Genomic DNA, 22217 nt, shown 5'->3' with positions numbered 1-22217 from the left:
CGTGCAGGTTCGTTTCGTCTCAAGGGAAATTCATCATGGACATGATCTTGCTGCCCACCCGGGCAGCGGCTGCGGCGCCGCGGGCGCATGACAGCCTGAAACTGCGCCCCGACGAGGTGCTGCTGCGCGCTGGCGAGCCAGGCCGCTGCTGGCGCATCCGGCGTGGCACGCTGCGGGTCGAGCGCGTCACCGACGATGCACTCACGCTGATTCAACTGGCGGGGCCGGGCGATGGCGTGGGCTTCGAGGCCTGGCAGGCCGAGCCGAGCGCGTGCACCGTCACCGCCGTCACCGCGGCCGAGGTCGAGCCCTGGGGCGACGACGAACCGGCCCGCATATTGGCCGCGCTGGCGCATCAGCAGCAGCGGCAGGCGGTGGACATGGCGGGCTTGCGCAGCGGCCCGGCACGCCAGCGCGTGGCCCGCTTGCTCGGGCTGCTGGCGCGCGGGCGCGGCGAACCGCTGGAGCGGCGCGCGTTGCCGCAGCTCAAGGACCTGGCGGCCATTGTCGACAGCGCCCCCGAGACCGTGTGCCGCGAGTTGCGCCGGCTGCTGCCGTCCGTACCTGTGCGGCGCGCCCGCCGGCCGCGTGCGCGCGCGTTGGCAGGGAGCGTCGCTTGAGACGCCGCCTGCACGGCGCCTTGCTGCTGTTGGCCGTCGGTCTGACGCAGTCAGCGCTGGCACATGACTTCCGTGCCGGCGCGTTGCGCATAGACCATCCTTACGCGACGCCGAGCGATGCTGGCGCGGCGGACGGCGCAGCCTACCTGCGCGGCGTGCGCAACGCCGGCGCGCAGGCCGACCAGCTCATCGGCGCCAGCACGCCGGTGGCCGAGCGCGTGGTGCTGCAGCGCCAGAGCGACGGCGCCCCGGTGACGGCGATCGAACTGGCGCCAGGTGCCGAAACGCCGCTGCGCCACGACGGCCTGTACCGACTGGCGCTGATCGGCCTGCGACAAGCGCTGCGCGACGGCGAGCGGGTCGATCTGACGCTGCACTTCGCGCGCGCCGGCGCAGTCACCGTCAAAGCCTGGGTGCAAACGCCACGCACCCGTGGCACACCCGCCGCGGTGCGACCAGCGCCGCATATCCATTGAAGTTTTGTTTTTTATCTGTTGGAGCTTAATCATGAAACACCATTCGATTCATCTGTCCCCCCGCCACCTCTGCGTCGTCGCCGCCGCCGCCCTGCTTTCCGCCTGTGGCGGCGGTGGCGAAGACACCACCCCCAAGCGCGTCGAAATCCGCTTTGCCGCCGTCAACGGCACGCAACCGGTGGCGTGCGGCACGCGCCTGCCCAGCGTGGGCACCGCCGGCGTCGCCGCCGACGTGCACGACCTGCGCTTTTACGTCAGCCAACTGGCGCTGATCAACGACAAGGGCACTGCCGTACCCGTGACGCTGGACAGCAACGCCTGGCAGCTGACGCAGGGCGACGAGGCGGTCACGCTGATTGACCTGGAAGACGCCAGCGGCAAATGCGCCAACGCCGACAACACCAAGGAGATGAACGCCGTCGTCACCGGCACGGTGCCGGCCGGCACCTACGTCGGCCTGTCGGCGCAGATGGGCGTGCCCGAGACGCTGAACCACAGCGCCATCGCCGGTGGCAAGGCGCCGCTGGACATCGCCGCGATGGCCTGGAGCTGGCAGTCGGGCCGCAAGTTCAGCAAGATCGAGATTGACCCGGTGGGCGGCATCACCACCGCGCCCACGTCGACCAACCCGCACGGCGGCTCGGCCAACACCTTCTATGTGCACCTCGGCTCCACCGGCTGCGCGGCCAAGGTCGATGCCAACGGCGCCGCAGTGAAAGACCCGGCCGGCAATCCGGTCTACACCTGCGCTGCGCCCAACCGCATGGCCTTCACGCTGCCCGCTTTTGACGCCAGCAAGCAGAACGTCGTGCTCGACATCGGCAAGCTGTTCAGCGGCAGCAATGTCACGCAGGACGGCGGCGGCCCGATCGGCTGCATGTCGGGCACCACCGATCCGGAATGCCCGGCGATCTTCAGCCAGTTGCAGATTGCCTACGGTGCCGGCGCCAGCGGCCTGCCGATCAATGGCGGCGCGGCGCAGCAGCTGTTCAGCGCGCGGGCCAAGTGATGGCGACCCGGTGGCTCGATGATCCGCAGGGGGCACGAGCGACCGGGCGTCTGGCGCTCGCCGGCGCCACGCTCGCGCTCGTGCTGTCCGCGTGCGGCGGCGGTGGGGTGTCGGTCACCGACACCACGGCCACTGGCCCCGGCCCAGGCGGCGACGGCGGCTGGACGTGGTCGTTGCCGGCCGGTTTTCCGGTGCCGGCGGTGCCCGCCGACAACCCGATGAGCGCCGCCAAGGTCGAACTCGGACGCTTTCTGTTCTACGACGCGCGCCTGTCCGGTAACGGCACGCAGGCCTGTGCCAGCTGCCATCAGCAAAGCAAGGCGTTCACCGACGGGCTGGCGGTGTCGATCGGCTCGACCGGCGTGCCGCACCCCCGCAACGCGCAACCACTGGCCAACGTTGTCTACAGTCCCACGCTGACCTGGGCCAACCCCAGCCTGCTGACGCTGGAAAAGCAGATGGAGGTGCCGCTGTTCGGCGACGCGCCGGTGGAGATGGGCGTCAACGACGGCAACAAGGCCGCGGTGCTGGCGCGCCTGCAGGCCGCCGACAGCGGTTACGTGGCGCGCTTTGCGGCGGCGTTTCCAGGTCAGGCAGAGCCCATCAGCTGGGCCAACGTGATCAAGGCGGTGGCCAGCTTCCAGCGCAGCATCATCTCGGCGGGCAGCCGCTACGACCGGTTCAACGCCGGCACCGGCACGCTGACGGCCAACGAATTGCGCGGCATGCAGCTGTTTTTTGGCGAGAAGGCTGAATGCTTTCATTGCCACGGCAGCCCCAACTTCAACGACCAGTTTGCCCACGCCACCACGCGAGTGCTGGAGACGCCGTTTCACAACACCGGGCTGTTCAACATCGGCGGCACGGGCGCCTTTCCCGAGCCTAACCGCGGTGTGTTCGAGCTGACCGGCAAGCCGGCCGACATGGGCATGTTCCGGGCGCAAAGCCTGCGCAACATCGAGCTGACGGCGCCCTACATGCACGACGGCAGCATCGCCACGCTGGAAGCCGTGCTCGACTTCTACGCCGCCGGCGGCCGAAACATCGAAAGCGGACCCCACGCGGGCGATGGCCGCCGCAACCCGTTCAAGAGCGATCTGGTGAGCCGCATCGACCTCAACGCCCAGGAGAAATCCGACCTGGTGGCCTTCCTCAAAACCCTGACCGACCATGACCTCGTCACCAACCCCAAGTTCGCCGATCCGTTCAAAAAGTAGAGCGGCTTGCGCGCTTCTGGCGTGCGCTGGCGGCCTTTTTGGCTTGCAAACCAGCGTGCGCGCGCACGGCAGTGAAGCCGACCCGCTGCCTGGCGAACCCGGCGTGCGCGTGGGCGTGGCAGGCGCGCTGCGCGTGCTGGATGCGCCGCGCGAGCTGCCGTCGCAGCGGCTGCCGGGCTTTTTGTTGCAAGGCGATGCCGGCATGGACGCGCGCGGCGCGCAAGCGGAGCACGCGGTGCTCGACGCCGGCTGGCGACTGCACGGGCAGTGGGGGGGCCTACGCCGCGCTCGGCAAGCACGGCGGCGACCCGGCGCATTTCGAAGCGGCCTGGCTGCAATGGCAACCCGGCGCCGACTGGCGCCTGACGGCGGGGCGGCAGAGGCCCGCGCTGGGGGCCGTGGTCGCGCCGGCCGGTCATCTGGACCGCTTTGCCCTGGTGCCCCTGGCCAAGCAGGCCAGTTTCGGGCACGACTGGATCGACGACGGTGTGCAACTGGGGTGGCGACGCGCGATCGGGCGTGCCGACCTGACGCTGGACGCCGGCCTGTGGCGCGGCCGCGTCTGGCCCGGTGGCGCAGGCACGCCCGTGGCGCTGTCACTGCACGGTGGCGTGACCGCGGGCGATTTCACCTTCGATGCCTTTGCCGCGCATTTCGAGCCCACCGGGCGCGGTACGCGCGCGGCGCTGGCGGGCGGCGGCCATTCGCACGCCGCGCCGGTGTGCGACGAGGCGTTGAAGGACATGGTGTGCTTCGCCGGCCGCTCGCAGGTGCTGGGCGCCAGCGCGCGCTGGCTCAGCCACGATCTGCCACTGTCGGCCTCCGCGGCCACGCTGTGGCACCGCGACCGCGGCCCACTGCGCTCGCGCAACGGCCTGGGCGACTATGGCGGCGACACGCTCGGCGGCTGGGTCGAGGGTGTATGGGCGATACGTCCGCAATGGGAGTTGGGCGCGCGGCTGGAGCGGCTGCAAAGCCGCCAACGCCTGCAGGGCGCGGGCGTGTCGCTGATCGCCGCCGAGCTGGGCCTGAACGCTTATCGGCCCGCGAACCGCGCGGCGCTGATGCTGGGCTGGCTGCCGCGCGAAGGCATCGCCCTGCGGCTGGAAGTTGGAACCGAAGCGGCGGGTGGTTGGCGCAGCCGCTTTGCTGCGCTGCGCGCCGTGTTTCGCATCGACGACGTGGCGGCCGCGCTGCGCAGTGCGTCGAGGGCGCCTTGAGACGGGGCCTTCGTCGATCACTCTGACCCTCGATTGCGTTAAGCTGCAGGCAGCCGCCGCCTTCAAGGAGACACCGCACCCGCGCCCGCGCGGTGGCCCAACGAAAGGCCTGCGCCATGAATGAAGCCAACGCGTTCGACTTCGGCAAGTTCATCCCCGGTTTCGACTTCCTGCAACAGCTGGCCGCCGGCGGCAAGGGCGCCGCCGGCCCGGTGTCGGCGCTGCACCACTGGGTAGCGCCCACCATCAGCGTGGAAGAGCTCGACAAGCGCATCAAGGACCTGAAGGCCGTGCTGTTCTGGCTGGAGCAGAACGGCACCGCGCTCAAGGCCACCATCCAGGCGCTGGAAGTGCAGAAGATGACCCTGGCCACGCTGCAGGGCATGAACGTCAGCATGGCCGAGGTCGCCAAGGCTTTCACCATCCCCACGCCCGACGTGACGGCCGCCCCCGCCGCGGCCGCGGCCGAGCCCGCACCCAGCCGGCCCGACCAGTGGCCCTTCAGCGCCACGCCCGCCGCGCCCCAGGCCGATCCCGCACCTGCGCCCGCCGCGGCGCCCCAAGCCGTGCCTGAGCCACCTGCAGAGCCCGACCCCGAACCCGCCGCGCCAGCCCCCAAGGCCGCCCCCGCACGCAAACGCAAGCCCGCTGCCAAGGCCGCGGCCGCCCCCGCCGCGCCGGGGCTGACCGACCCCATGCAGTGGTGGGGCGCGCTGACCCAGCAGTTCCAGCACATCGCCGCCAACGCCCTGCGCGATGCGGCCCCAGCGCCGACTGGTGCAGCGCCGGATGCTCCTGATTCAGTAGCTGAAGGCGGCGCCAGCAAAGCGCCCACGGCCAAAAAGACCGCACGCAAGGGCGCCGCCGCAAAGCGCCCCGCCAGGAAATCGCCCGCCAAGCCAGCCCGCAAGGCCGCGGCCAAGAAGGCCGCCCCGGCCGCACGCAAGTCGCCAGCCGGCAAGACCGCCGCCGCTGACCCGGTCCCCGCCAAAAAGACCAAACCCGCCGCCACCGGCTGGCCGCTGCCGCCGCCCTTCAAGTTCGGGCGCTGACCGCGCACGCCCGGCCGCGCGGCGCCCCCCTGACATGACGCTCTTTCCCACCGGCCACGCCACCCACCCGCAATGGCGCATGGCCTGCGGGCTGGTGCTGGCGCAACTGCGCGCGCAGATGACCTTGCCCGGCTACGCCCGCGCGCCCGCGCTGGGCCTGCTCTACATCACCGACCACTACGCGGGCGACGCGCGCGCCATCCTCGACCACCTGCAGGCCGAACTGCCCGACGTGCCCGATTGGGCCGGCACCGTCGGCGTCGGCGTGTGCGCCAGCGGCGCCGAATACATCGACGAGCCGGCGCTCTCCGTCATGCTGTGTGATTTGCCGGTCGACCAATACCGCGTGTTTTCCGGCGTTGCACCGCTGCCGTCCGGCGGCGGCTTCACGCCGCACACCGCGCTCATCCACGCCGACGCGCAGACGCCCGACGTGGCCGACCTGATCGCCGAAATGGCCCAGCGCACCCGCACCGGCTACCTGTTCGGCGGACTGGCCTCCAGCCGTTCGCAGGTGGTGCAGTTTGCCGCCAGCGGCCACGGCAACGTGCCGGGGCAGGGCGCGGCGGGCGGCGTCTTCACCGGCGGCCTGTCGGGGGTGGCGCTGGCCGAGGGCGTGGCGCTGGTGTCGCGCGTCACCCAGGGCGCGCAGCCCGTGGGCCCGGAGCGCGAAGTTACCGCCGCCGACGGCAACGTGCTGCTGGCGCTAAACGGCGAACCCGCGCTGGACGTGATGCTGCGCGACCTGCGCATCAGTCTGGACGAGCCGCGCGCTGCCCTCGACGTCGTGCGCCGCACCCTGGTCGGCCTGGCCAGCCCCGGCGAGCAGGGCGTGCACCGCACCGGCAACTTTGGCGCCGACGTCCTCGTGCGCCACATCATCGGCGTCGATCCTGGCCGGCGTGGCGTGGCCATGGCCGACTACCCCCAGGTCGGCCAGCGCGCCGCCTTCTGTCAGCGCAACGCCCAGGCCGCGCGCGCCGACCTGATGCGCATCTGCGCCGAAATCCGCGAAGAGCTGGAGCCCGAGGAAGTCACCGCCACCACCGCCGCCGAACTGGCCGCGCCGCCCGACGAGGCGTCAGCGCCCCACCCGGCCCGGCGCATCCGCGGCGCCCTCTACGTCAGCTGCGCCGGCCGCGGCGGCGCCCACTTCGGCGGCCCCAGCGCCGAACTGCAGATCGTGCGCCACGCCCTGGGCGACGTGCCCCTGGTCGGCTTCTTCGCCGGCGGCGAAATCGCACGGCATCACCTGTATGGGTATACGGGGGTGTTGACGGTGTTTGTGGATTTGCCGAGCACTGATAGCAGCGACCACTGATTACTCTTGACAATGATGCAGTTCAACACAATCGCGTACGCAGATTCACGCTATTCGTTCACCAGGCAATTTCTTCAAGCGTCGATTTTATTTGCACGGCAAGCGCGTGAGATAGAACGGAATGCAACGGCACAGATCGATACTGCAACCGCAATACAGCATAGAGGCCTTGTCACCGCTGTGTTGATGCAGAGTACGGCGGCGCTTGAAGCTGAAATTCATGAAATATGTGTATTTGGGCCTGGAGCTTATCTGGGTGCTAACAGTGTAAATATCGCCGCCCGGGAGCTTTTAAATCCTCTCGCAAAACTGATAGATAAGCAAAGGGTGCTGGAACGATTTGATTTGGTTCTTCACTTGTTGAGATTGCCTTCGATAGAAAAAGGTCAGCCATTGTGTCAAAACGTCGCAACTCTAGTGGAGGTGCGAAATGCTCTCACTCACTATAAATCTCATTGGACTGAGGACGATGCCGCTAACCAGTCTCTGAGCAACAAGCTGCGTTTCTTGAAAAACCATCTCCCTCCTTTCGTGTCTAGCGGCGCTAAATTTTTTCCAGATCAGTGTCTGAGTGCGGAATGTGCTGGTTGGGCAATTAAGTCAGTTATTGATTTCTTGGAAAATTTCTATCAAGTGCTTGGCGTACATAGTCGGTTCCATAACGACCGGTCGTGCTTCATTGTTTGAATATCGTGTTGGCTCGGCGGGGTTGCAAATTCATAGGCTGAGTTGAGGAGCGAAACCCATTTTTCTGTCGCGCCTTGACGGCCAGCATGCTAGGTTTCGTTCAGCGCCTGCGGCGCGGGACGCTCATGAGTCATCGGCCTGTGAACTGCGCCGCCCGCCTCTCCACAAACGACCTCACCCCCTCCTTCGCATCCTCCGACGTCGCCAGCCGCTGCTGCGTTGCCTCGAATTCGCGCATGGCGGCCAGGGGGCCTTCTTCGACGCACTTCAGCGCATTCAGCCGCGTGGCGACGACGGCGAGCGGGGCCTGGGCGGCGATTTGCTCTGCTATTCGCAGCGCCTCGCGCAAGACCTGGGCGGGCTCGACCACTTTCTGCACGTAATTCAGGCGCAGCGCCTCGGCGGCGTCAAATTCGTCGCCCGTGAGCAGGTGCAGCAGCGCATTGCCCAGGCCGGATCGCTCGGCCATGCGCAGGGTGGCGCCGCCGGTGGCCATGATGCCGCGCTTGACTTCGAGCTGCGAAAACCGGCAATCGCTGGCGGCGACGACGATGTCGGCGGCCAGCATCAGCTCAATGCCCAAGGTGTAGGTGATGCCCTGCACGGCCACCACCACGGGCTTGGTGCGGCGGCGGTAAGCGGGCTGGCCCAGGTTGAGCGGGTCGACGCCACCGTCAGGGATGACGCGCTCGCCGCGCTGCATGTAGGGCGCGAAGCTGGGCAAATCCAGCCCGGCGGTGAAGTGCTCGCCCGCCGCATGCAGCACGCCCACGCGCAGCGCGGGGTCGTCATCCAGCCGCGTATAGGCGTCGGCCAGCTGGCGGTACATGGCGGGCGTGAAGCCGTTGCGCTTGGCGGGGCGGTCGATCTGCATCAGCAGCAGATGGCCGCGCGCCTCGCAGACGATGCGGCCTTCGGGCGGGGTGGGGGTGGCGGTGTTCATCGGCGCATCGTAGCCGTGGCGGGCGGGGCAGGGTGTCGCGCGGGTGCTGCGAAGTTGTTGGATCAAACAGGCCGCTGACGCTTGTCAGAAAAGCGCGGGCAGCTATGAAATCTGAAGTAATGATCAGAGCTGCCGAAGGGCGGTGGGCGCCGCGCTAAATCAGGCGGCGCGGGCGGTCGCGGGGCGCGGACGCCGCAGCGCGGCACCAGCCGCCGCTGCGCAAGAAATTCCGATGTAAATTCGCCCCAGCGCTTACCCAGTAAGCGCAATCAGCTATCCATTCGATAGCGTTTTGCCGCCGGCACCCACGCCGGCCAACCGCTGCGCCCGCCACAGCATCGCCGTGCCCAGCACGCTGGTCGCCAGCAGCAGCGCCAGTCCGCCGGTGTAGCCCCAGCGCGGCGACCACAGCAGGCCGACGGCCAGCGGGGCGGCGGCGCGGGTCAGGGCCAGCGGCAGGCCCAGCGCGCCGTTGAGCGCACCGACGTGGTCGCGGCTGACGTATTGCGCCATGGCGGTGCCCTTGACGATGGTCAGCATGCCGTTGCCGATGCCGAACAGTGCCACGAACAGCAGCGCGCCCGCCATGTGCCCGTGGCCCAGCAGCAGCGCGCAAAGGCCGGCCACCACGCCCACTGGCACCCAGCGGTTGGTGGTGTCGACGTTCAGCCGGCGCTCGCCCAGGTAAAGCACCACCCGGCCCAGCACCTGCAGCAGGCCCACGCTGGCCGGCACGGCAATGGCCCAGGCCGGGGGCAGGCCGCTTTCGCGCAGCAGGCTGACCAGGTGCGGCGGAATGGCGGCGACCACGGCCATCATCAGCACCGTGAACACGCCCAGGCAGCGGAACACCGGGCTGCGCAGGTAGGCCGCCAGCGGCCGCCGCTCGGCCGCGCGCGCATCGCCGCCGGCTGGCGGTGTGGATGGCCGCGTCGGCGGCGCGCCGCGCAGCAGCCACGCGTGCAGCGGCACGCACACCGCCAGATGCAGCGCCGCCAGCGCCCACGACGCGCCGCGCCAGCCCAGCGCACGCACCAGCACGTCCGTCAGCGGGATGAACACCGTGCTGGCCAACCCGCCCAGAAAGGTGATGGTGATGATGGCGCGCCGAAAGTCGTGCGGATAACGCCGCGTGACCACCGCGAACACCGGTGAATACAGCGCCCCCGCCAGCCCCAGCCCCAGCAGTGCCCACGCCGCGTAAAAGCCCGCCAGCGAGTGCGCCAGCGCCTGCGCGGCCAGCCCCGCCGCCAGCAGCAGCGAGCCGCCGGTCATTACCGCGCGCTCGTGGCCGCGGTCGATCCAGCGGCCGACGGCGAAGGCGGCCAGCCCCTCCACCAGCAGCGCCAGGCTGAAGGCCAGCGACGACTGCGCGCGCGTCAGCCCCAGCGCCTGCTCCACCGGCCCCATGAACAGCGCAAAGCCATAGAACACGCTGCCCCAGCTGATGAGCTGCAGCGCCGACAGGCCCAGCACCAGCGTGCGCGGACTGAGCGGCGGCGCGGCGTGGGTAGGCGGTGTCATGGCGGAGAGCGGTGCGTGGGGCGAAGGCGGCCGGTGCAACGCCGGCGCGCCACCGCAAGCGTACGCCAGCTTTTGATTGTTTCCGAATTGGAAATGATCCATTCACGCAGCGGTGCTTTTTTAAACGCCATGCCGACGCGAAACTACCTTCCATCGGACGCGCTGACCCATCAGCCACCCGACACAAGCCCCGGCGGCATCGCCGGTCTGAAAGTCGATTCATTGATTGGAGAAAACCATGAACAAGTTCACCGCCACCCTCGCTTCCACCGCCGCCGCCCTGCTGCTGGCCGGCAACGCCATGGCCCAGATGCCCGCCGCGGGCGAAGGCCCGTTCGCCGAAAGCCAGGTGCGTTTCAACACCACGGCAACGTCTGACGTGGCGCGCCAGCCGGTGTCGATCCAGCAGGTGGCTTCGGGCGAGATGACCGGCGTGGTGGCGCAGCCCGCCAACGACGTCAACCGCCCCAGCCGCGCCGAAGTGCGCCAGCAGACGCGCGAAGCGCTGGCCCATGGCGAGCGCCTGAGCACGGGTGAGCGCAGCTGAGAGGCTTGGTAGCCAGCGGGTCACGGGTACGTGACCGCACGCGATAGCTCAGGCAGCGCGGGGAATGCGGACGGCATGGTTCGCGTTCCCCGCGCTGTCTTGTTGATCAGCAACGCGTCGACTCGAAGCCGTTCTATCGTTGTTTCCGCGAGGCGCACAAGAGCCGAACCTACAAACATGCGACCCAATTTGCGCCGTCATTCCCGCGAAGGCGGGAATCCAGAGTGCCTGTGGCAGGCATCGGTGCAGTCTGAAAGCCCTGGATTCCCGCCTTCGCGGGAATGACGGTTTGAAGTGTCTGAAAGGCCAAGCCACGAGGGGCTTGGCGCCCGTGCGGGTTTCCCGGCGCCCAGCGCTCACCGCTCACCGCTCACCGCCGCATGCGCGCGAAGGCCGCGAATTCCCAGCGGCGCATGCCCAGCAGCAGGGTGTAGCCCTCGCGGTCGGCGTCCTTCAGCTTCTGGTCCATCTGGTGCTGCTGCGCAAAGTCCTGTGCCACGCGCTGCAGCCGCTCCAGAAACGCGGGCGCCAGCGCGCGGCTGACGCTGCCGTGCACCAGCAGCAGGCCTTCGGCCGGACCGTCGAAGCCGCCTGAAAAATAGTCCAGCACCGCGTGCTCGCGCACGTACTGCATCACCGGGCCGTGCGGGCGCCAGCGGAAGGTCTTGGCCAGCTTCAGCCGATAGCGGTTGAGTGGCTTCAGCTCGATCACGCCAATCCGGTCCAGCTGTGCCAGGTACTTCACCACCTCGGCCTCGGTCAGCCGGTAGGCGGCGGTCATCTGCTCCAGCGTCCACTGGCTGAGCACGTTGGTGGCCACCAGCAGCAGCTTCTCGTCGGCGACGACCGCGCGCTCCTGCTCCAGCGTCAGTTCCTTCAGCAGCGGTTGCGCGTCGGCCACGCGCTGCGCCAGTTCGGCAAAGTCGATCTTCAGCGCGCGGCAGATGGCGTCCACGCGCGACAGCGGCATGTCGCCCCGCGCCAGCATGCGCTTGACGCTGCTTTCGGCCATGCCCAGTTCGCGCGCCAGGTCGGCGTAGGTCATGTGCGCGGCCTTCAGCTCTTTCTTCAGCGCGGTGACGAGATCGGCGGTGGTGCTCATGGGGCGTCACTCTAACGCCGCGCCGGGCGCGGCACGCTACAGCAGAAAGAACGCTGCCGCGGCCACGGCGGTGGGCGGCAGCGCCGCCAGCAGCAGGTGCAGCGGGCTGACCGACTGCTCATGAAAATGCTTGCCCAGGATGGCGATGCCGGCCGGGTTGGGCGCGTTGGCGATGATGGTCAGGCCCCCGCCCGCCACGGCGCCGGCCACCAGCGCGTACTTGAAGCCGTCGCTCAAGCCTTCGACCAGCGAGCCCAGGTAAGTCAGCGCCGCGTTGTCGGTGATCGCCGTCAGGCCCATGGCGCCGAAGAACACCGCCGTCTCCGACATGCTCATCAAGAGCGGCTGCAGCCACCACGCCTGCATGCCGCCCAGCACCACCAAGCCGGCCAGGAAGAAGGCGACCAGCAGCCCTTCGCGCAGGATCAGGCGGTCCTGGTACTGCGGGTAGGCCGTGGCCAGGCCCATGAACAGCAGGAACAGGCCGAGGAACATGGCCGGGTGGTGCGCAAACACCACGATGCCGGCCAGCAGCGCCAGGTGCACGGCCACGATGGCCCACGGCATGGGCTGTTCGCCCGGCGGCGCGGCGGGCACCGGCAAACGACCCAGTTCGCGCGCAAACGCCACGGTCACCACGATGGCGTTGAACATGACCGCCAGCGCGGCCTTCCAGCCGAAGTGGGCCAGCATGAAGGGCGTGTCCCAGCCCCAGGTGGCGGCCACCATCAGCACCGGCGGCGCGGCAAAGTGCGTCAGCGTGCCGCCGATGGAAATGTTGACGAACAGCACGCCCAGCGTGGCGTATTTCAGCCGCTCCGACACGGGCTGGGCGAACACGGTGCCCGACAGCATCAGCGCCGCCAGCGTCATGGCGGCCGGCTCGGTGATGAAGGAGCCGAGCAGCGGCACCAGCCCCACCAGCAGCAGGTAGTTGCCCACCGCGCCCGGCAGGCGCATCAGCCGCGCCAAGGCGCGAATGGCGGCACCGGCCGTCTGCAGCACGGGCCGCGTGCCCGCCACCACCATGATGGCGAAGACGAACAGCGGCTCGGTGTAGTTGCGCGAATCGACGTATTCGAGCGCCTGCGTGCCGCCGACCAGCGCGAACATGGCCGCCACCATCACGATGGCCCAGAAGCCGAACACCACTTCCACCTCGCCCAGCAGGTGCCACACGCCCGCGTGCTGCGGCTGCTTGTGCGACAGGTGGTCGAAGAACTTGGTGGCGAAGGTGTGCAGGATGGCCAGCGCGAACAAGGCGGCGGCCACCCACTGCATGGGGGCAGCGGTCATTGTTATGGGCTTCTGATGGCGGTGACGGGACGCCGTGCTGGATGGCCGGTCATACCGGCGCGCATCGGCAAGGGGTGCCACGTGGGCGGGGTGAGCCTCACGGCCCTCCTCTTAAAGGGAGAGGGTTTGCGGTCTGGGGTTCCAGAAATCGTGCGGAAATCGACAGTGGCCGGGCCGCGGCGCCATTTTGGTATCAAAAAAAGATACTTGAAGTGCAATCCAGGCGGCATGGATGCATTGATGCGCCGGATCGGCACCGGCCCTGCGCAAACTGCCGGGTAACAGCCGAACCACCCCGCACGCCATGCCCGCCACACCAACACCCCCGTCCGCCGCGCTGCTCGCACAATCCGCAGGCCAGCATCAGGAGTTTTCCTTCATGAGCCCGACCCCCCCCACGCGCTGACGCCCGGCAGCGCCGCGCCCGCGCACGGCGAGCCCGATCAGTTTGCGCTGCTGCGGCAGCGCCGCTTCGCGCCGTTCTTCTGGACGCAGTTTGCCGGTGCGGCCAACGACAACCTGTTCAAGTTCGCCTTCACCGTGATGGTGACCTACCAGCTCAGCGTGAGCTGGCTACCGCCGTCCATGGCGGGCATCGTCATCGGGGCGTTGTTCATCCTGCCCTTCCTGCTGTTTTCGGCCACCAGCGGGCAGCTGACCGACAAGTACGAGAAGACGGCCATGATGCGGCTGGTCAAGAACCTGGAGATCGGCATCATGGCGCTGGCGGCCTGGGCCTTCATGGTCGCCAGCGTGCCGGTGCTGCTGGCCTGCGTGTTCCTGATGGGCCTGCATTCCACGCTGTTCGGGCCGGTGAAGTTTGCCTACCTGCCGCAGGTGCTGGATGAGCGCGAACTGACCGGCGGCAACGGCATGGTCGAGATGGGCACCTTCGTCGCCATCCTGCTGGGCAACGTGGTGGGTGGGCTGCTGGTGGCGATTCCGCAGGTGGGGCATGCGTCGGTAGCTATCGCTTGTGTAGCGCTGGCGCTGCTCGGGCGGGTGGTGGTGCAGTTTGTGCCGCGCGCGCCTGCCACCGACCCGGACCTGGCCATCAACTGGAACCCGGTCAGCGAAACCTGGCGCAACCTGCGGCTGGCGCACGGCAACATCGTGGTGTTCCGCTCCATGTTGGGCATCTCGTGGATGTGGTTTTTTGGCGCGGTGTTTCTCAGCAACTTTCCGGCCTTTGCCAAGGAAGTGCTGCACGGCGACGAGCACGTGGCTTCGCTGCTGCTGGTGGTGTTTTCGGTCGGCATCGGTATTGGATCGCTGCTGTGCGAAAAGCTGTCGCGCCGTCACGTCGAGATCGGCCTGGTGCCGCTGGGCGCCATCGGCATGACGGTGTTCGCGGTCGACCTGTACTTCGCCTCGCGCGGGCTGCCGCCGCACGCCGGCCACACCGTGGGCAGCTTTGTGGCGCAGCCCGCGCACTGGCGCGTGATGGCCGACCTGGCGCTGCTGGCGCTGTTTGCCGGGCTGTACAGCGTGCCCATGTACGCGCTGATCCAGCTGCGCTGCGCGCCCACGCACCGCGCGCGCATCATCGCCGCCAACAACATCCTCAACGCGCTGTTCATGATCGCCAGCGCCGGCGTGGCCGCCGCGCTGCTGCAGGCCGGCTTCAGCATTCCGCAGATGTTCCTCATCGTCGGCCTGGCCAACGCGGTGGTGGCGTTCTACATCTTCATGCTGGTGCCCGAATACCTGCTGCGCTTCGTGGCCTGGGTGCTGTCGCGCCTGGTGTACCGCTATCGGGTCACGGGCGACGATCGCATCCCCACCGCCGGGCCGGCCGTGCTGGTGGCCAACCACGTCAGCTTTGTCGACGCCGTGCTGCTGATGGCGGCCAGCCCGCGCCCGATCCGCTTCGTCATGGACCACCGCATCTTCCGCGTGCCGCTGCTGGGCTGGGTGTTCAGGCTGGCCAAGGCCATTCCCATCGCCCCGCAACAAGAAGACCCGGCGGCCTACCAGCGCGCCTTTGACGAAGCCGCCCAGGTGCTGCGCGAGGGCGACCTGCTGGGCATCTTCCCCGAAGGCGGCATCACCCGCGACGGCCAGCTGCAGCCGTTCAAGGGCGGCATCATGAAGATCCTGGCGCAGGCGCACGCCGACGGCCTGCAGGTGCCCGTGCTGCCCATGGCGCTGACCAACCTGTGGGGCTCGTACTTCAGCCGCATTGAAAAAGACGGCGCCATGGTGCGCCCCTTCCGGCGCGGCGTGTTCAACCGGGTCGGGCTGAACGTGGGTCACGCGCTGCCGGCGCCGCAGGTGACACCGGAGCAGCTGCACCAGCGCGTGGGGGCATTGCTGCAGGCGCCAGGCTGACTGCGCCGCCATTCGTTCAACATTTTTGAATGACGTCGTGAATACGGGGTGCTTGTGATCGTGCGGCGATGGCGCAAACTGACAGTCATCATGACCACGAACACCACCCCCCGCCAACCCACGCTCTTCATCCCCCACGGCGCCGGCCCCTGCTTCTTCATGGACTGGAACCCGGCCGACGCCTGGGACCAGACCGCCGCCTACCTGCGCAGCATCCCGGCCAGCCTGCCGGCCACGCCAAAGGCCATCCTGCTCATCTCGGGCCATTGGCTGGCGCCGCAGGCCACCGTGGGCGCCACCGAGCGGCCCGGGCTGATCTACGACTACGGCGGCTTTCCGCCCCACACGTATGAGCTGACCTACCCCGCGCCCGGCGCGCCCGACGTCGCGGCGCGGGTGCAGCAGCTGTTGACCGCCGCCGGCCTGCCCGTGGCGCAGGATGCGGCGCGCGGCTGGGACCACGGCGTGTTCATTCCGCTGAAAGTCGCCTTCCCCGACGCCGACGTGCCCGTGGTGCAACTGTCGCTGCTGCAAAGCCTGGACGCCGCCGACCACGTGGCGCTGGGCCGCGCGCTGGCGCCGCTGCGCGACGAAGGCGTGCTGATCGTCGGCAGCGGCATGAGCTACCACAACATGCGCGGCTACGGCGACCCGCGCTCGACGCCCGTGTCGGCCGAATTCGACCGCTGGCTGGCCGACACCGTGGCGCTGCCCGCCGCCGAGCGCAACGCGCGCCTGGCCGACTGGGCCGCCGCCAGCGGCCCGGCCGGGCGCCTGAGTCACCCGCCGCGCGCCGAAGAACACCTGCTGCCGCTGCACGTGGTGGCCGGCGCGGCGGGCGACAGCCGCGGCGCCAAGGTGTTCACCGACCGCGTGATGGCGGTGGACATTTCGGCGTTCCGCTTCGACTAGTCATCAAAATGGCCGCTGGCGCTTGTACATCAAGCGTCAGTAGCTATCAAATCAGGAGTTACAGCCATGATTTCCACCGCCACCATCACCACCGTCGAGCCGGCTCGCATCATCCTGCGGCTGTGCAAGCACTGGGGCCACAAGTTTCCGGTGAGCCATGACGACACGCAGGGCCGCATCGAATTGCCGATGGGCCTGTGCCTGCTCACGGCCGGCCCGGGACAGCTCACCGCGCGGCTGGAGGGCGTGCCCGACGCCGACATGGCCCGCTTCGAGCAGGTCGTGGCCGAACACGCGCAGCGCATGGCGCGCGGCGAAACCTACACCTGGGACTGGCAGCGTACGGCGCCGTGATGGGCGGGAACGGAGTTCTTCTGCTGCAGTTTCAATAGCTGCTGGCGCCGATCCACAAAGCGCTGGCGGCCGAATCACTTGAAGTCTGCGCGCGATCAATCCAGCGGCCAGGCCGTGCCGCGCAGCCGCTCGGGTGCGGTTGATTCTTCGTCGGGGATCGGTCGGTCGGACGGCTCGGGCGCGCGCGCCGTGCCGCGCCACCACGGCGACCAGGGGCGCTGCTGTGTCGGCTCCACCGCTTCACCCAGTGGCGGCAACACCAGCGGCACGCCGGCGGGGCGGGCTTCGCGCACCAGGGTTTCGATCGGCTCGTCCCACGGCTGTGGCGCCAGGCGGAAGGTGCCCCAGTGCACCGGCAGCAGCGCGCCGCTGCCCAGCAGGGCCTGCGCCTTGAGCGCGTTGCGCGGGCCCAGGTGCATGTCGCCCCAGGCCGGGTAGAAGGCGCCGATTTCCAGCATCGTCAGGTCGAACGGGCCCAGGCGCGCCGCGATGTCGGCGTATTCGCCGGTCAACCCGGTGTCGCCGCTGAAGAACACGCGGTGGCGGTCGCCTTCGATCACCAGCGACGACCACAGCGTCGGGTTGCGCACCTTCAGGCTGCGGCCCGAAAAATGCTGTGACGGCGCGGCCGTCACGCGCACGCCCGTGCCCGGCACGGCGGCCGATTCCCACCAGTCCAGTTCGGTGATGCGCTCGGGCGCCACGCCCCAGGCCTGCAGGTGCGCGCCCACGCCCAGCGACGTGATGAAGGGCACGGCGCTGCCCTTGGCCAGCGCCCGGATGGTGGGGTAGTCCAGGTGATCGTAGTGGTCGTGCGAGATCAGCACCGCGTCGACCAGCGGCATGTCCTGCAGGCGCACCGGCACGGGTTGAAAGCGGCGCGGCCCCATCAGCCGGAAGGGCGAGGCGCGCGTGCCCCACACCGGGTCGGTCAGCACGCGCGCACCGTCGATCTCGATCAGCACCGTCGAATGGCCGAGCCAGGTGGCGCGCAGGCCGGTGTCGGGCCGGCGCGCCCAGGCGCCGCGCGGGTCGTGCGCGGGCAGCGGCGCGGCGGGCTGTTCGCCGGGGCCGGCGCGCAGCATCTGCGTCATGCGCGGCATGGGCACGTTGGCGTCGCGCAGGCCGGGCAGCACCGGGTACAGGTTGCGAAAACCGGCGCCGTCCCAGCGCGGGGAAGCGCGCATGCGCTCCAGGCGTGCGCCGGTGGCCGTGGCTCCGAAGGAATGCATGGTGGCCCATGTGTGGAAAAGGAAGGGCCGCCAGTATGACGCGCCACCCCGGCCGGCGGCGCGCACCTGCGGCGGAAAGTAGCGCTGTTTGATACCGCAGGGGCCGATCTGCGCGTCTCTGCCGCGAATTCTGTGCTTGCCTGGCTGGTGCTGGCCACACTGCGCTGCATGTTCAACCCGTCCTGCGCAGCCACCATGCCAACATGTTTCATCCGCCGCGCCACCGCCGCCGTGCTGTGCGCCAGCGCGCTGTTTGCCGCCACCGGGGCGCGGGCGCAGAGTGAAGCGTCCATCGGCCTGTCGATGCTGCCGGTGGCCTCGGTCGTCGGCACCGCGTCGGTGGCGGGGGCGACGGCGAGCAGCGTGGTGGCCGTGCCGGCGGCGCTGCTGGTGAGCGGCGCGGTGCTGACGGTGAAGGCGGTCGAAGTGTCGGCGCGCGGCACCGTCTTCGTGCTGGAGCGCGTGAGCGACGGCGCCGTGGCCAGCGTGGAACTGGGCGCGGCGGCGGCGCGCGGCGTCGCTCTTGGCGCGGGCGCGAGCGTCGTGTCCACGGTGATCGCCAGCGGCGTCATCCTGTCGGTGGCGGGCGAGGTGCTGTGCTTCGTCCCCAACGCCGTGGGCCGCGCGCTGCTCCACAACGAAAGGATCTTGTGACACCCCCTGAGTCGCTTCGCGCCTTCCCCCTGAAGGGGGACAACGCCAGTGGCCGGGCCAAGCCCGCTCCACGGCGTTCGCTGGAATGGCCTGCTCCGCGGCCGATGGGCTGCGCCAAAGAGAATCACGATGAATCACTCGAGACTGACATTCACTACACTATTGATAGCTGCTGGCGCGCTTCTGGCTTGCGCTGGGGCCGCCAATGCCGGCCAACGCTGCGACGCCGCCCCGCCCACGCCGCAGGCCATCGCGCGCGGGCTGGATCTGGCCCAGCGCACCGCTGACACGCTGGACGCCGAACACCAGCGGCACGGCACGCGCGTGGTGCTGCTGGCGCGCGCCGGGCAGGACCTGACCCGGTACGGACAGCACTTCTCGCACGTCGGCTGGGCCTACAAGACGGCGCAAGGCCCGTGGCGCGTGGTGCACAAGCTGAATGAATGCGGCGCCGACCAGTCGATCATCACGCGCCAGGGTCTGGGCGAATTCTTTCTGGACGACCTGTGGCGCCATGAAGCGGCGTGGGTGCCGCCCGCGCCTGACCTGCAGGACGCGCTATGGAAATTGCTGCAGGACAACCGTCGCGTGCCGGTGCTGCACCAGCGCCGCTACAGCATGGTCAGCTACGCCTGGGGCACGCGCTACCAGCAAAGCAACCAGTGGGCCATCGAAACACTGGCGCTGGCGGCCGAGCCGCAAGTGCAGCGGCGCGAGCAGGCGCAGGCCTGGCTCAGGCTGAAGGACTATCGCCCCGCCACGCTGCGCATCGGCGCGCTCACCCGGCTGGGCGGGCGCATGACGGCGGGCAACATCGCGTTTGACGACCACCCCAACGCCCAGCGCTTTGCCGACCGCATCGAGACGGTGACGGCCGATTCGGTGCTGGACTGGCTGGCGCGCCTGCCGGCGGCCGGTGGCGTACAGCGCGTCGAAGTCTCTGCGCCATGAACGAAAATGGCTGCCTGCGCTTGACAGACAAGCGCAGGCAGCTATGAAAATCATAGTTTTCGAGAGGAAAGGCAAGTCATGAGCAAGGCACTTCGGTGGTCCGAGAAATGGTTTCAGCGCGGCCTGTGGCTGGTCGCCATCGTGTTCGCGGGCTTTCTGATCGGCCTGGGCAGCACCATCGTGGGCGACTTGCCCAAGGTGGAGGCGGTGCGCACGCTGGACGACTTCATGCCGCCGGGCGTGGCCGAGGCCGCGCGCGCCACCGTGACCGCCGGCGAACGCCGCGCGCGCGAGGTGGGTGACGCGCTGGAGCAGGCGCGCCTGAAGCTGCAGGTGGCGCAGTCCGACGTGGCCACGCAGCGCCAGGGCTTCGCCAACTGGATCGCCACCCGCCGCGCCACCGAGCGCGCCGAGCAGGACCCGGAAGTCATTGCCCGCACCAAGGCGCTGGACGACGTGCAGGCGCGCGAACGCAGCGCCCGCGCCGAGGTCGAGCGCCAGCAGCAGGCGCTGCTGGACGCGCAGCAATCGGCCGAGCGCGCGCGCCGCCAGCTGGCCGACCTGGGGCAGGCCGCGCAAGGCGCCTACACGCAGGCGCTGCGCGCGCAGGAACTGCGCGTGTTCGGCTACCGCCTGGCGCTGACGCTGCCGTTGCTGGGCGTGGCGGGCTGGCTCTTCAGGCGCCACCGGCAAAGCCGCTGGTGGCCGTTCGTGTGGGGCTTCATTTTCTTCGCGCTGTTTGCCTTCTTCGTCGAGCTGGTGCCGTATCTGCCCAGTTATGGCGGCTACGTCCGCTATATCGTCGGCATCGTGCTGACGCTGCTGGTCGGGCGCTGGGCCATCGTGGCGCTGCAGAATTATCTGGAACGCCAGCGCGCCGTCGAGGCGCAGCCCGACGTGCAGCGCCGCGCCGAGCTGGGCTACGACACCGCGCTGGCGCGCATGGCCAAGGGCGTGTGCCCGGGCTGCGAGCGCACCGTGGACCTGAAAAACCCCGAGATCGACTTCTGCCCGCACTGCGGCATCGGCCTGTTCGACCGCTGCGGCCACTGCAGCACGCGCAAGAACGCGTTTGCGCGCTATTGCCATGCGTGCGGGGCGGGGGCAGGGGCGTAGCGAGAGCGGCTTCGGGTGGCGGTTTTTCCTTCCCCCAGTGGGGGAAGGGGTGAATACCGCATGGTCGCCGTCTTGTCAGACTCTCAAAATTGATAGCATCCACCGCAATCCTGCAAAGCGCTGGCGCGCGATTCGACCCCAAACTCAGTCCGGCTTGCTGCCGGGCGACTGCAGCATGTCGCGCGCGGCGTTGCGGGCGCGCTCCTGGGCGATCTGGGCGTCCAGTTCGGTGTTGGGCGACACGTCGGCCTGGGTGCGGGCCAGCGCCTGCGGGTCGACCGGCGCGGGCGCGGCGGGCGGTGGCGCCAGCGCAGGGGCCGGCGCCGCCGGCAGGGCGGCCGTGTCGGTGGGCGCGCCGCCTTCGGGCGCCGTCAGCTGCACGCGGTAGATCGGCTCGGGCAGGTCCATGCCGGCGTCTTCCAGCGCGGTCTTGACCAGGCGGATCGCCTCGCTGCGCGCCTTGACGAAATCGGTCTGGCGCTGGTCGACCCAGGCGTAGTAGTTGATGGTGACGGCCGAGTCGCCCACGCGGTCGATCGACGCGCTGGGGCCGGGGTCGGCCAGCACGCCCTGCATGGCGGCCATGGTGGTCACGCCCAGGTCCTGCGCGCGGCGCAGGTCTTCGCCGTAGCCGACGCCCAGCTGGAACGCGAGGCGACGGTTGGGGTTGTGCGTGAAGTTGAGCAGCACCGCCTTGAACACCGTGGCGTTGGGCAGGCGCAGCTCGTTGCCGTCCAGCGTCATCAGCACCGTGTTGCGGGTGGACAGCGACACCACCTTGCCTTCGAACGAATCGACGCGAACGTGGTCGCCCGGCTCGAACGGCCGGCGCAGGCTGAGCATGATGCCGGACAGGTAGTTCTCGGCCATGTCGCGAAAGGCAAAGCCCAGCACGATGCCGACCACGCCGGCCGAGCCGAGCACGGCGGTGACCAGGGCCGTGGCTTCCAGCAGATCGAGCGCCACCAGCAGCCCGGCCAGCACGAAGCCGGTGCGGATGGCGCGGCGCACCAGCGTGCCCAGGTAGGGGTTGCGGCTGTCCAGCCGCACGATGTGCAGGTGGTTGGCCAGCCAGCGGCCCAGCAGATTGGCCAGCCATACCACTGCGGCGGCCATCAGCAGCAGGGGCACCAGGGCCAGGGTACGCAGCGCGCGTTCCTTGGCGATGTTGGCGGTCTCGCCCAGGCGGGCGCCGAAGTCGGTCTTCAGCGTCAGCTGGTTCTCGACCGCCACCACGCCGTCGATGGCGCTGACCACCTTGGTCGCCAGCTGGCGCGCATCGTTGTCGGCCACGTGGCCGTCGAGTTCGGCCACGCCGGCCTGCACGGCGGCGCGCACGTGGGCGAAGGCGCGGTTGCGCGACAGCCGCGCCGTGATGTCGGCCAGGATGCGCTCGTCGTCCTTCTGCGTTTCGCGCGTGGCGCGCTGCACCAGCCTGGGGTCGGCCGGCGGCGTGCCGGCGTCCGATGCGGCCGAGGCCGGCGCGCTGGCGCGGGCCTTCAGCGTGGCCAGCAGTTCGGTGACGCCGTCCTGCGCCTGCGCGGGCGCCGCGCCGATGACGCAGGCCAGCAGCAGGCCCAGCCACAGCCGTGCGGCCAGGGCGTGGCGGGCGAGGGGCATCAGAAAGCGGGGCGCGGTCGATCGCATCGCGCG

General features: G+C 69.2%; 22 protein-coding genes. 15 read left to right on the top strand and 7 right to left on the bottom strand.

Annotation, left to right across the window (positions count from 1 at the left end):
- Nucleotides 1-35: 35 nt before the first annotated feature.
- Genes R0D99_RS15655 through R0D99_RS15640 form a run of 4 tightly spaced genes read left to right on the top strand, consistent with a single transcriptional unit; the run spans nucleotide 36 to nucleotide 3322 of the window.
- A complete protein-coding gene (locus tag R0D99_RS15655) occupies nucleotides 36-620 on the top strand; it encodes a Crp/Fnr family transcriptional regulator (protein WP_317749108.1) in 585 nt (194 codons plus the stop codon).
- Nucleotides 617-1096: a copper chaperone PCu(A)C gene (locus R0D99_RS15650; protein ID WP_317749107.1), complete on the top strand. Its 480-nt coding sequence runs from the start codon at nucleotides 617-619 to the stop codon at nucleotides 1094-1096. Before R0D99_RS15655 ends, R0D99_RS15650 begins: the two co-directional genes overlap by 4 nt.
- Before the next feature lie 31 nt (nucleotides 1097-1127).
- Nucleotides 1128-2105 (top strand): MbnP family copper-binding protein, encoded by a 978-nt coding sequence (locus R0D99_RS15645; RefSeq protein WP_317749106.1) that lies wholly within the window; start codon nucleotides 1128-1130, stop codon nucleotides 2103-2105.
- Nucleotides 2105-3322: a methanobactin export MATE transporter MbnM gene (locus tag R0D99_RS15640; RefSeq protein ID WP_317749105.1), complete on the top strand. Its 1218-nt coding sequence runs from the start codon at nucleotides 2105-2107 to the stop codon at nucleotides 3320-3322. The genes R0D99_RS15645 and R0D99_RS15640 overlap by 1 nt, the downstream gene beginning before the upstream one ends.
- Here R0D99_RS15640 and R0D99_RS15635 read toward each other — a convergent pair.
- Nucleotides 3312-3512, bottom strand: a complete 201-nt coding sequence (locus R0D99_RS15635; RefSeq protein ID WP_317749104.1) for a hypothetical protein — start codon at nucleotides 3510-3512, stop codon at nucleotides 3312-3314. The two genes, R0D99_RS15640 and R0D99_RS15635, sit on opposite strands and share 11 nt — an antisense overlap.
- Before the next feature lie 4 nt (nucleotides 3513-3516).
- Between R0D99_RS15635 and R0D99_RS15630 the strand changes: the two genes are divergently transcribed.
- The 4 genes from R0D99_RS15630 to R0D99_RS15615 all read left to right on the top strand — a co-directional run bounded on the left by R0D99_RS15630 (nucleotide 3517) and on the right by R0D99_RS15615 (nucleotide 7602).
- Nucleotides 3517-4542: a hypothetical protein gene (locus tag R0D99_RS15630; RefSeq protein WP_317749103.1), complete on the top strand. Its 1026-nt coding sequence runs from the start codon at nucleotides 3517-3519 to the stop codon at nucleotides 4540-4542.
- A gap of 116 nt (nucleotides 4543-4658) precedes the next feature.
- The gene (locus R0D99_RS15625) at nucleotides 4659-5594 is read left to right on the top strand and encodes a PhaM family polyhydroxyalkanoate granule multifunctional regulatory protein (RefSeq protein WP_317749102.1); all 936 of its coding nucleotides are present in this window, start codon (nucleotides 4659-4661) and stop codon (nucleotides 5592-5594) included.
- Between the two features lie 34 nt (nucleotides 5595-5628).
- The gene (locus R0D99_RS15620) at nucleotides 5629-6915 is read left to right on the top strand and encodes an FIST signal transduction protein (protein ID WP_317749101.1); all 1287 of its coding nucleotides are present in this window, start codon (nucleotides 5629-5631) and stop codon (nucleotides 6913-6915) included.
- 12 nt (nucleotides 6916-6927) lie between these two features.
- Nucleotides 6928-7602, top strand: a complete 675-nt coding sequence (locus R0D99_RS15615; RefSeq protein WP_317749100.1) for a hypothetical protein — start codon at nucleotides 6928-6930, stop codon at nucleotides 7600-7602.
- A gap of 130 nt (nucleotides 7603-7732) precedes the next feature.
- Here R0D99_RS15615 and R0D99_RS15610 read toward each other — a convergent pair whose 3' ends face one another.
- On the bottom strand, nucleotides 7733-8545 hold the full coding sequence (locus R0D99_RS15610; RefSeq protein WP_317749099.1) for a crotonase/enoyl-CoA hydratase family protein: 813 nt from the start codon (nucleotides 8543-8545) through the stop codon (nucleotides 7733-7735).
- A 273-nt stretch (nucleotides 8546-8818) separates the two neighbouring features.
- Entirely contained in the window at nucleotides 8819-10069 is a 1251-nt protein-coding gene (locus tag R0D99_RS15605) for an MFS transporter (RefSeq protein WP_317749097.1), read from the bottom strand.
- Nucleotides 10070-10307: 238 nt separating this feature from the next.
- On the opposite strand from R0D99_RS15605, the gene R0D99_RS15600 reads away from it, so the two are divergent.
- Nucleotides 10308-10616, top strand: coding sequence for a hypothetical protein (locus tag R0D99_RS15600; protein ID WP_317749096.1), 309 nt, complete (start codon nucleotides 10308-10310; stop codon nucleotides 10614-10616).
- A 370-nt stretch (nucleotides 10617-10986) separates the two neighbouring features.
- On the opposite strand, the gene R0D99_RS15595 is transcribed toward R0D99_RS15600, so the two are convergent.
- On the bottom strand, nucleotides 10987-11718 hold the full coding sequence (locus R0D99_RS15595) for a helix-turn-helix transcriptional regulator (RefSeq protein WP_317749095.1): 732 nt from the start codon (nucleotides 11716-11718) through the stop codon (nucleotides 10987-10989).
- 36 nt (nucleotides 11719-11754) lie between these two features.
- Nucleotides 11755-13014, bottom strand: a complete 1260-nt coding sequence (locus tag R0D99_RS15590) for a putative Na+/H+ antiporter (RefSeq protein ID WP_317749093.1) — start codon at nucleotides 13012-13014, stop codon at nucleotides 11755-11757.
- 402 nt (nucleotides 13015-13416) lie between these two features.
- On the opposite strand from R0D99_RS15590, the gene R0D99_RS15585 reads away from it, so the two are divergent.
- From R0D99_RS15585 to R0D99_RS15575, 3 genes are all read left to right on the top strand, one after another.
- A complete protein-coding gene (locus R0D99_RS15585) occupies nucleotides 13417-15345 on the top strand; it encodes an MFS transporter (protein ID WP_317751139.1) in 1929 nt (642 codons plus the stop codon).
- 90 nt (nucleotides 15346-15435) lie between these two features.
- Nucleotides 15436-16257 carry a class III extradiol ring-cleavage dioxygenase gene (locus R0D99_RS15580; RefSeq protein ID WP_317749092.1) on the top strand — a complete coding sequence of 274 codons (822 nt, stop codon included), beginning with the start codon at nucleotides 15436-15438 and terminating at the stop codon, nucleotides 16255-16257.
- 66 nt (nucleotides 16258-16323) lie between these two features.
- Complete coding sequence (locus R0D99_RS15575; RefSeq protein WP_317749091.1) at nucleotides 16324-16611, top strand: DUF2218 domain-containing protein; 288 nt, start codon at nucleotides 16324-16326, stop codon at nucleotides 16609-16611.
- 95 nt (nucleotides 16612-16706) lie between these two features.
- On the opposite strand, the gene R0D99_RS15570 is transcribed toward R0D99_RS15575, so the two are convergent.
- On the bottom strand, nucleotides 16707-17843 hold the full coding sequence (locus tag R0D99_RS15570) for an MBL fold metallo-hydrolase (protein WP_317749090.1): 1137 nt from the start codon (nucleotides 17841-17843) through the stop codon (nucleotides 16707-16709).
- A 195-nt stretch (nucleotides 17844-18038) separates the two neighbouring features.
- On the opposite strand from R0D99_RS15570, the gene R0D99_RS15565 reads away from it, so the two are divergent.
- From R0D99_RS15565 to R0D99_RS15555, 3 genes are all read left to right on the top strand, one after another.
- Nucleotides 18039-18497 carry a hypothetical protein gene (locus R0D99_RS15565; RefSeq protein ID WP_317749089.1) on the top strand — a complete coding sequence of 153 codons (459 nt, stop codon included), beginning with the start codon at nucleotides 18039-18041 and terminating at the stop codon, nucleotides 18495-18497.
- Between the two features lie 129 nt (nucleotides 18498-18626).
- Nucleotides 18627-19448, top strand: a complete 822-nt coding sequence (locus tag R0D99_RS15560) for a DUF2145 domain-containing protein (RefSeq protein WP_317749088.1) — start codon at nucleotides 18627-18629, stop codon at nucleotides 19446-19448.
- 78 nt (nucleotides 19449-19526) lie between these two features.
- Nucleotides 19527-20564 (top strand): serine endopeptidase, encoded by a 1038-nt coding sequence (locus R0D99_RS15555; RefSeq protein ID WP_317749087.1) that lies wholly within the window; start codon nucleotides 19527-19529, stop codon nucleotides 20562-20564.
- A 144-nt stretch (nucleotides 20565-20708) separates the two neighbouring features.
- Here the strand turns inward: R0D99_RS15555 and R0D99_RS15550 are convergent, their stop codons facing one another.
- The gene (locus tag R0D99_RS15550; protein WP_317749086.1) at nucleotides 20709-22184 is read right to left on the bottom strand and encodes a mechanosensitive ion channel family protein; all 1476 of its coding nucleotides are present in this window, start codon (nucleotides 22182-22184) and stop codon (nucleotides 20709-20711) included.
- Nucleotides 22185-22217: the final 33 nt, after the last annotated feature.

It is taken from the genome of Ottowia sp. SB7-C50 (assembly GCF_033110285.1).
In the GTDB taxonomy this organism is placed as follows: Bacteria; Pseudomonadota; Gammaproteobacteria; order Burkholderiales; family Burkholderiaceae_C; genus Ottowia.
Note: the sequence above shows the minus strand (reverse complement) of the source record. Positions and strands in the feature narration are given on the sequence as shown.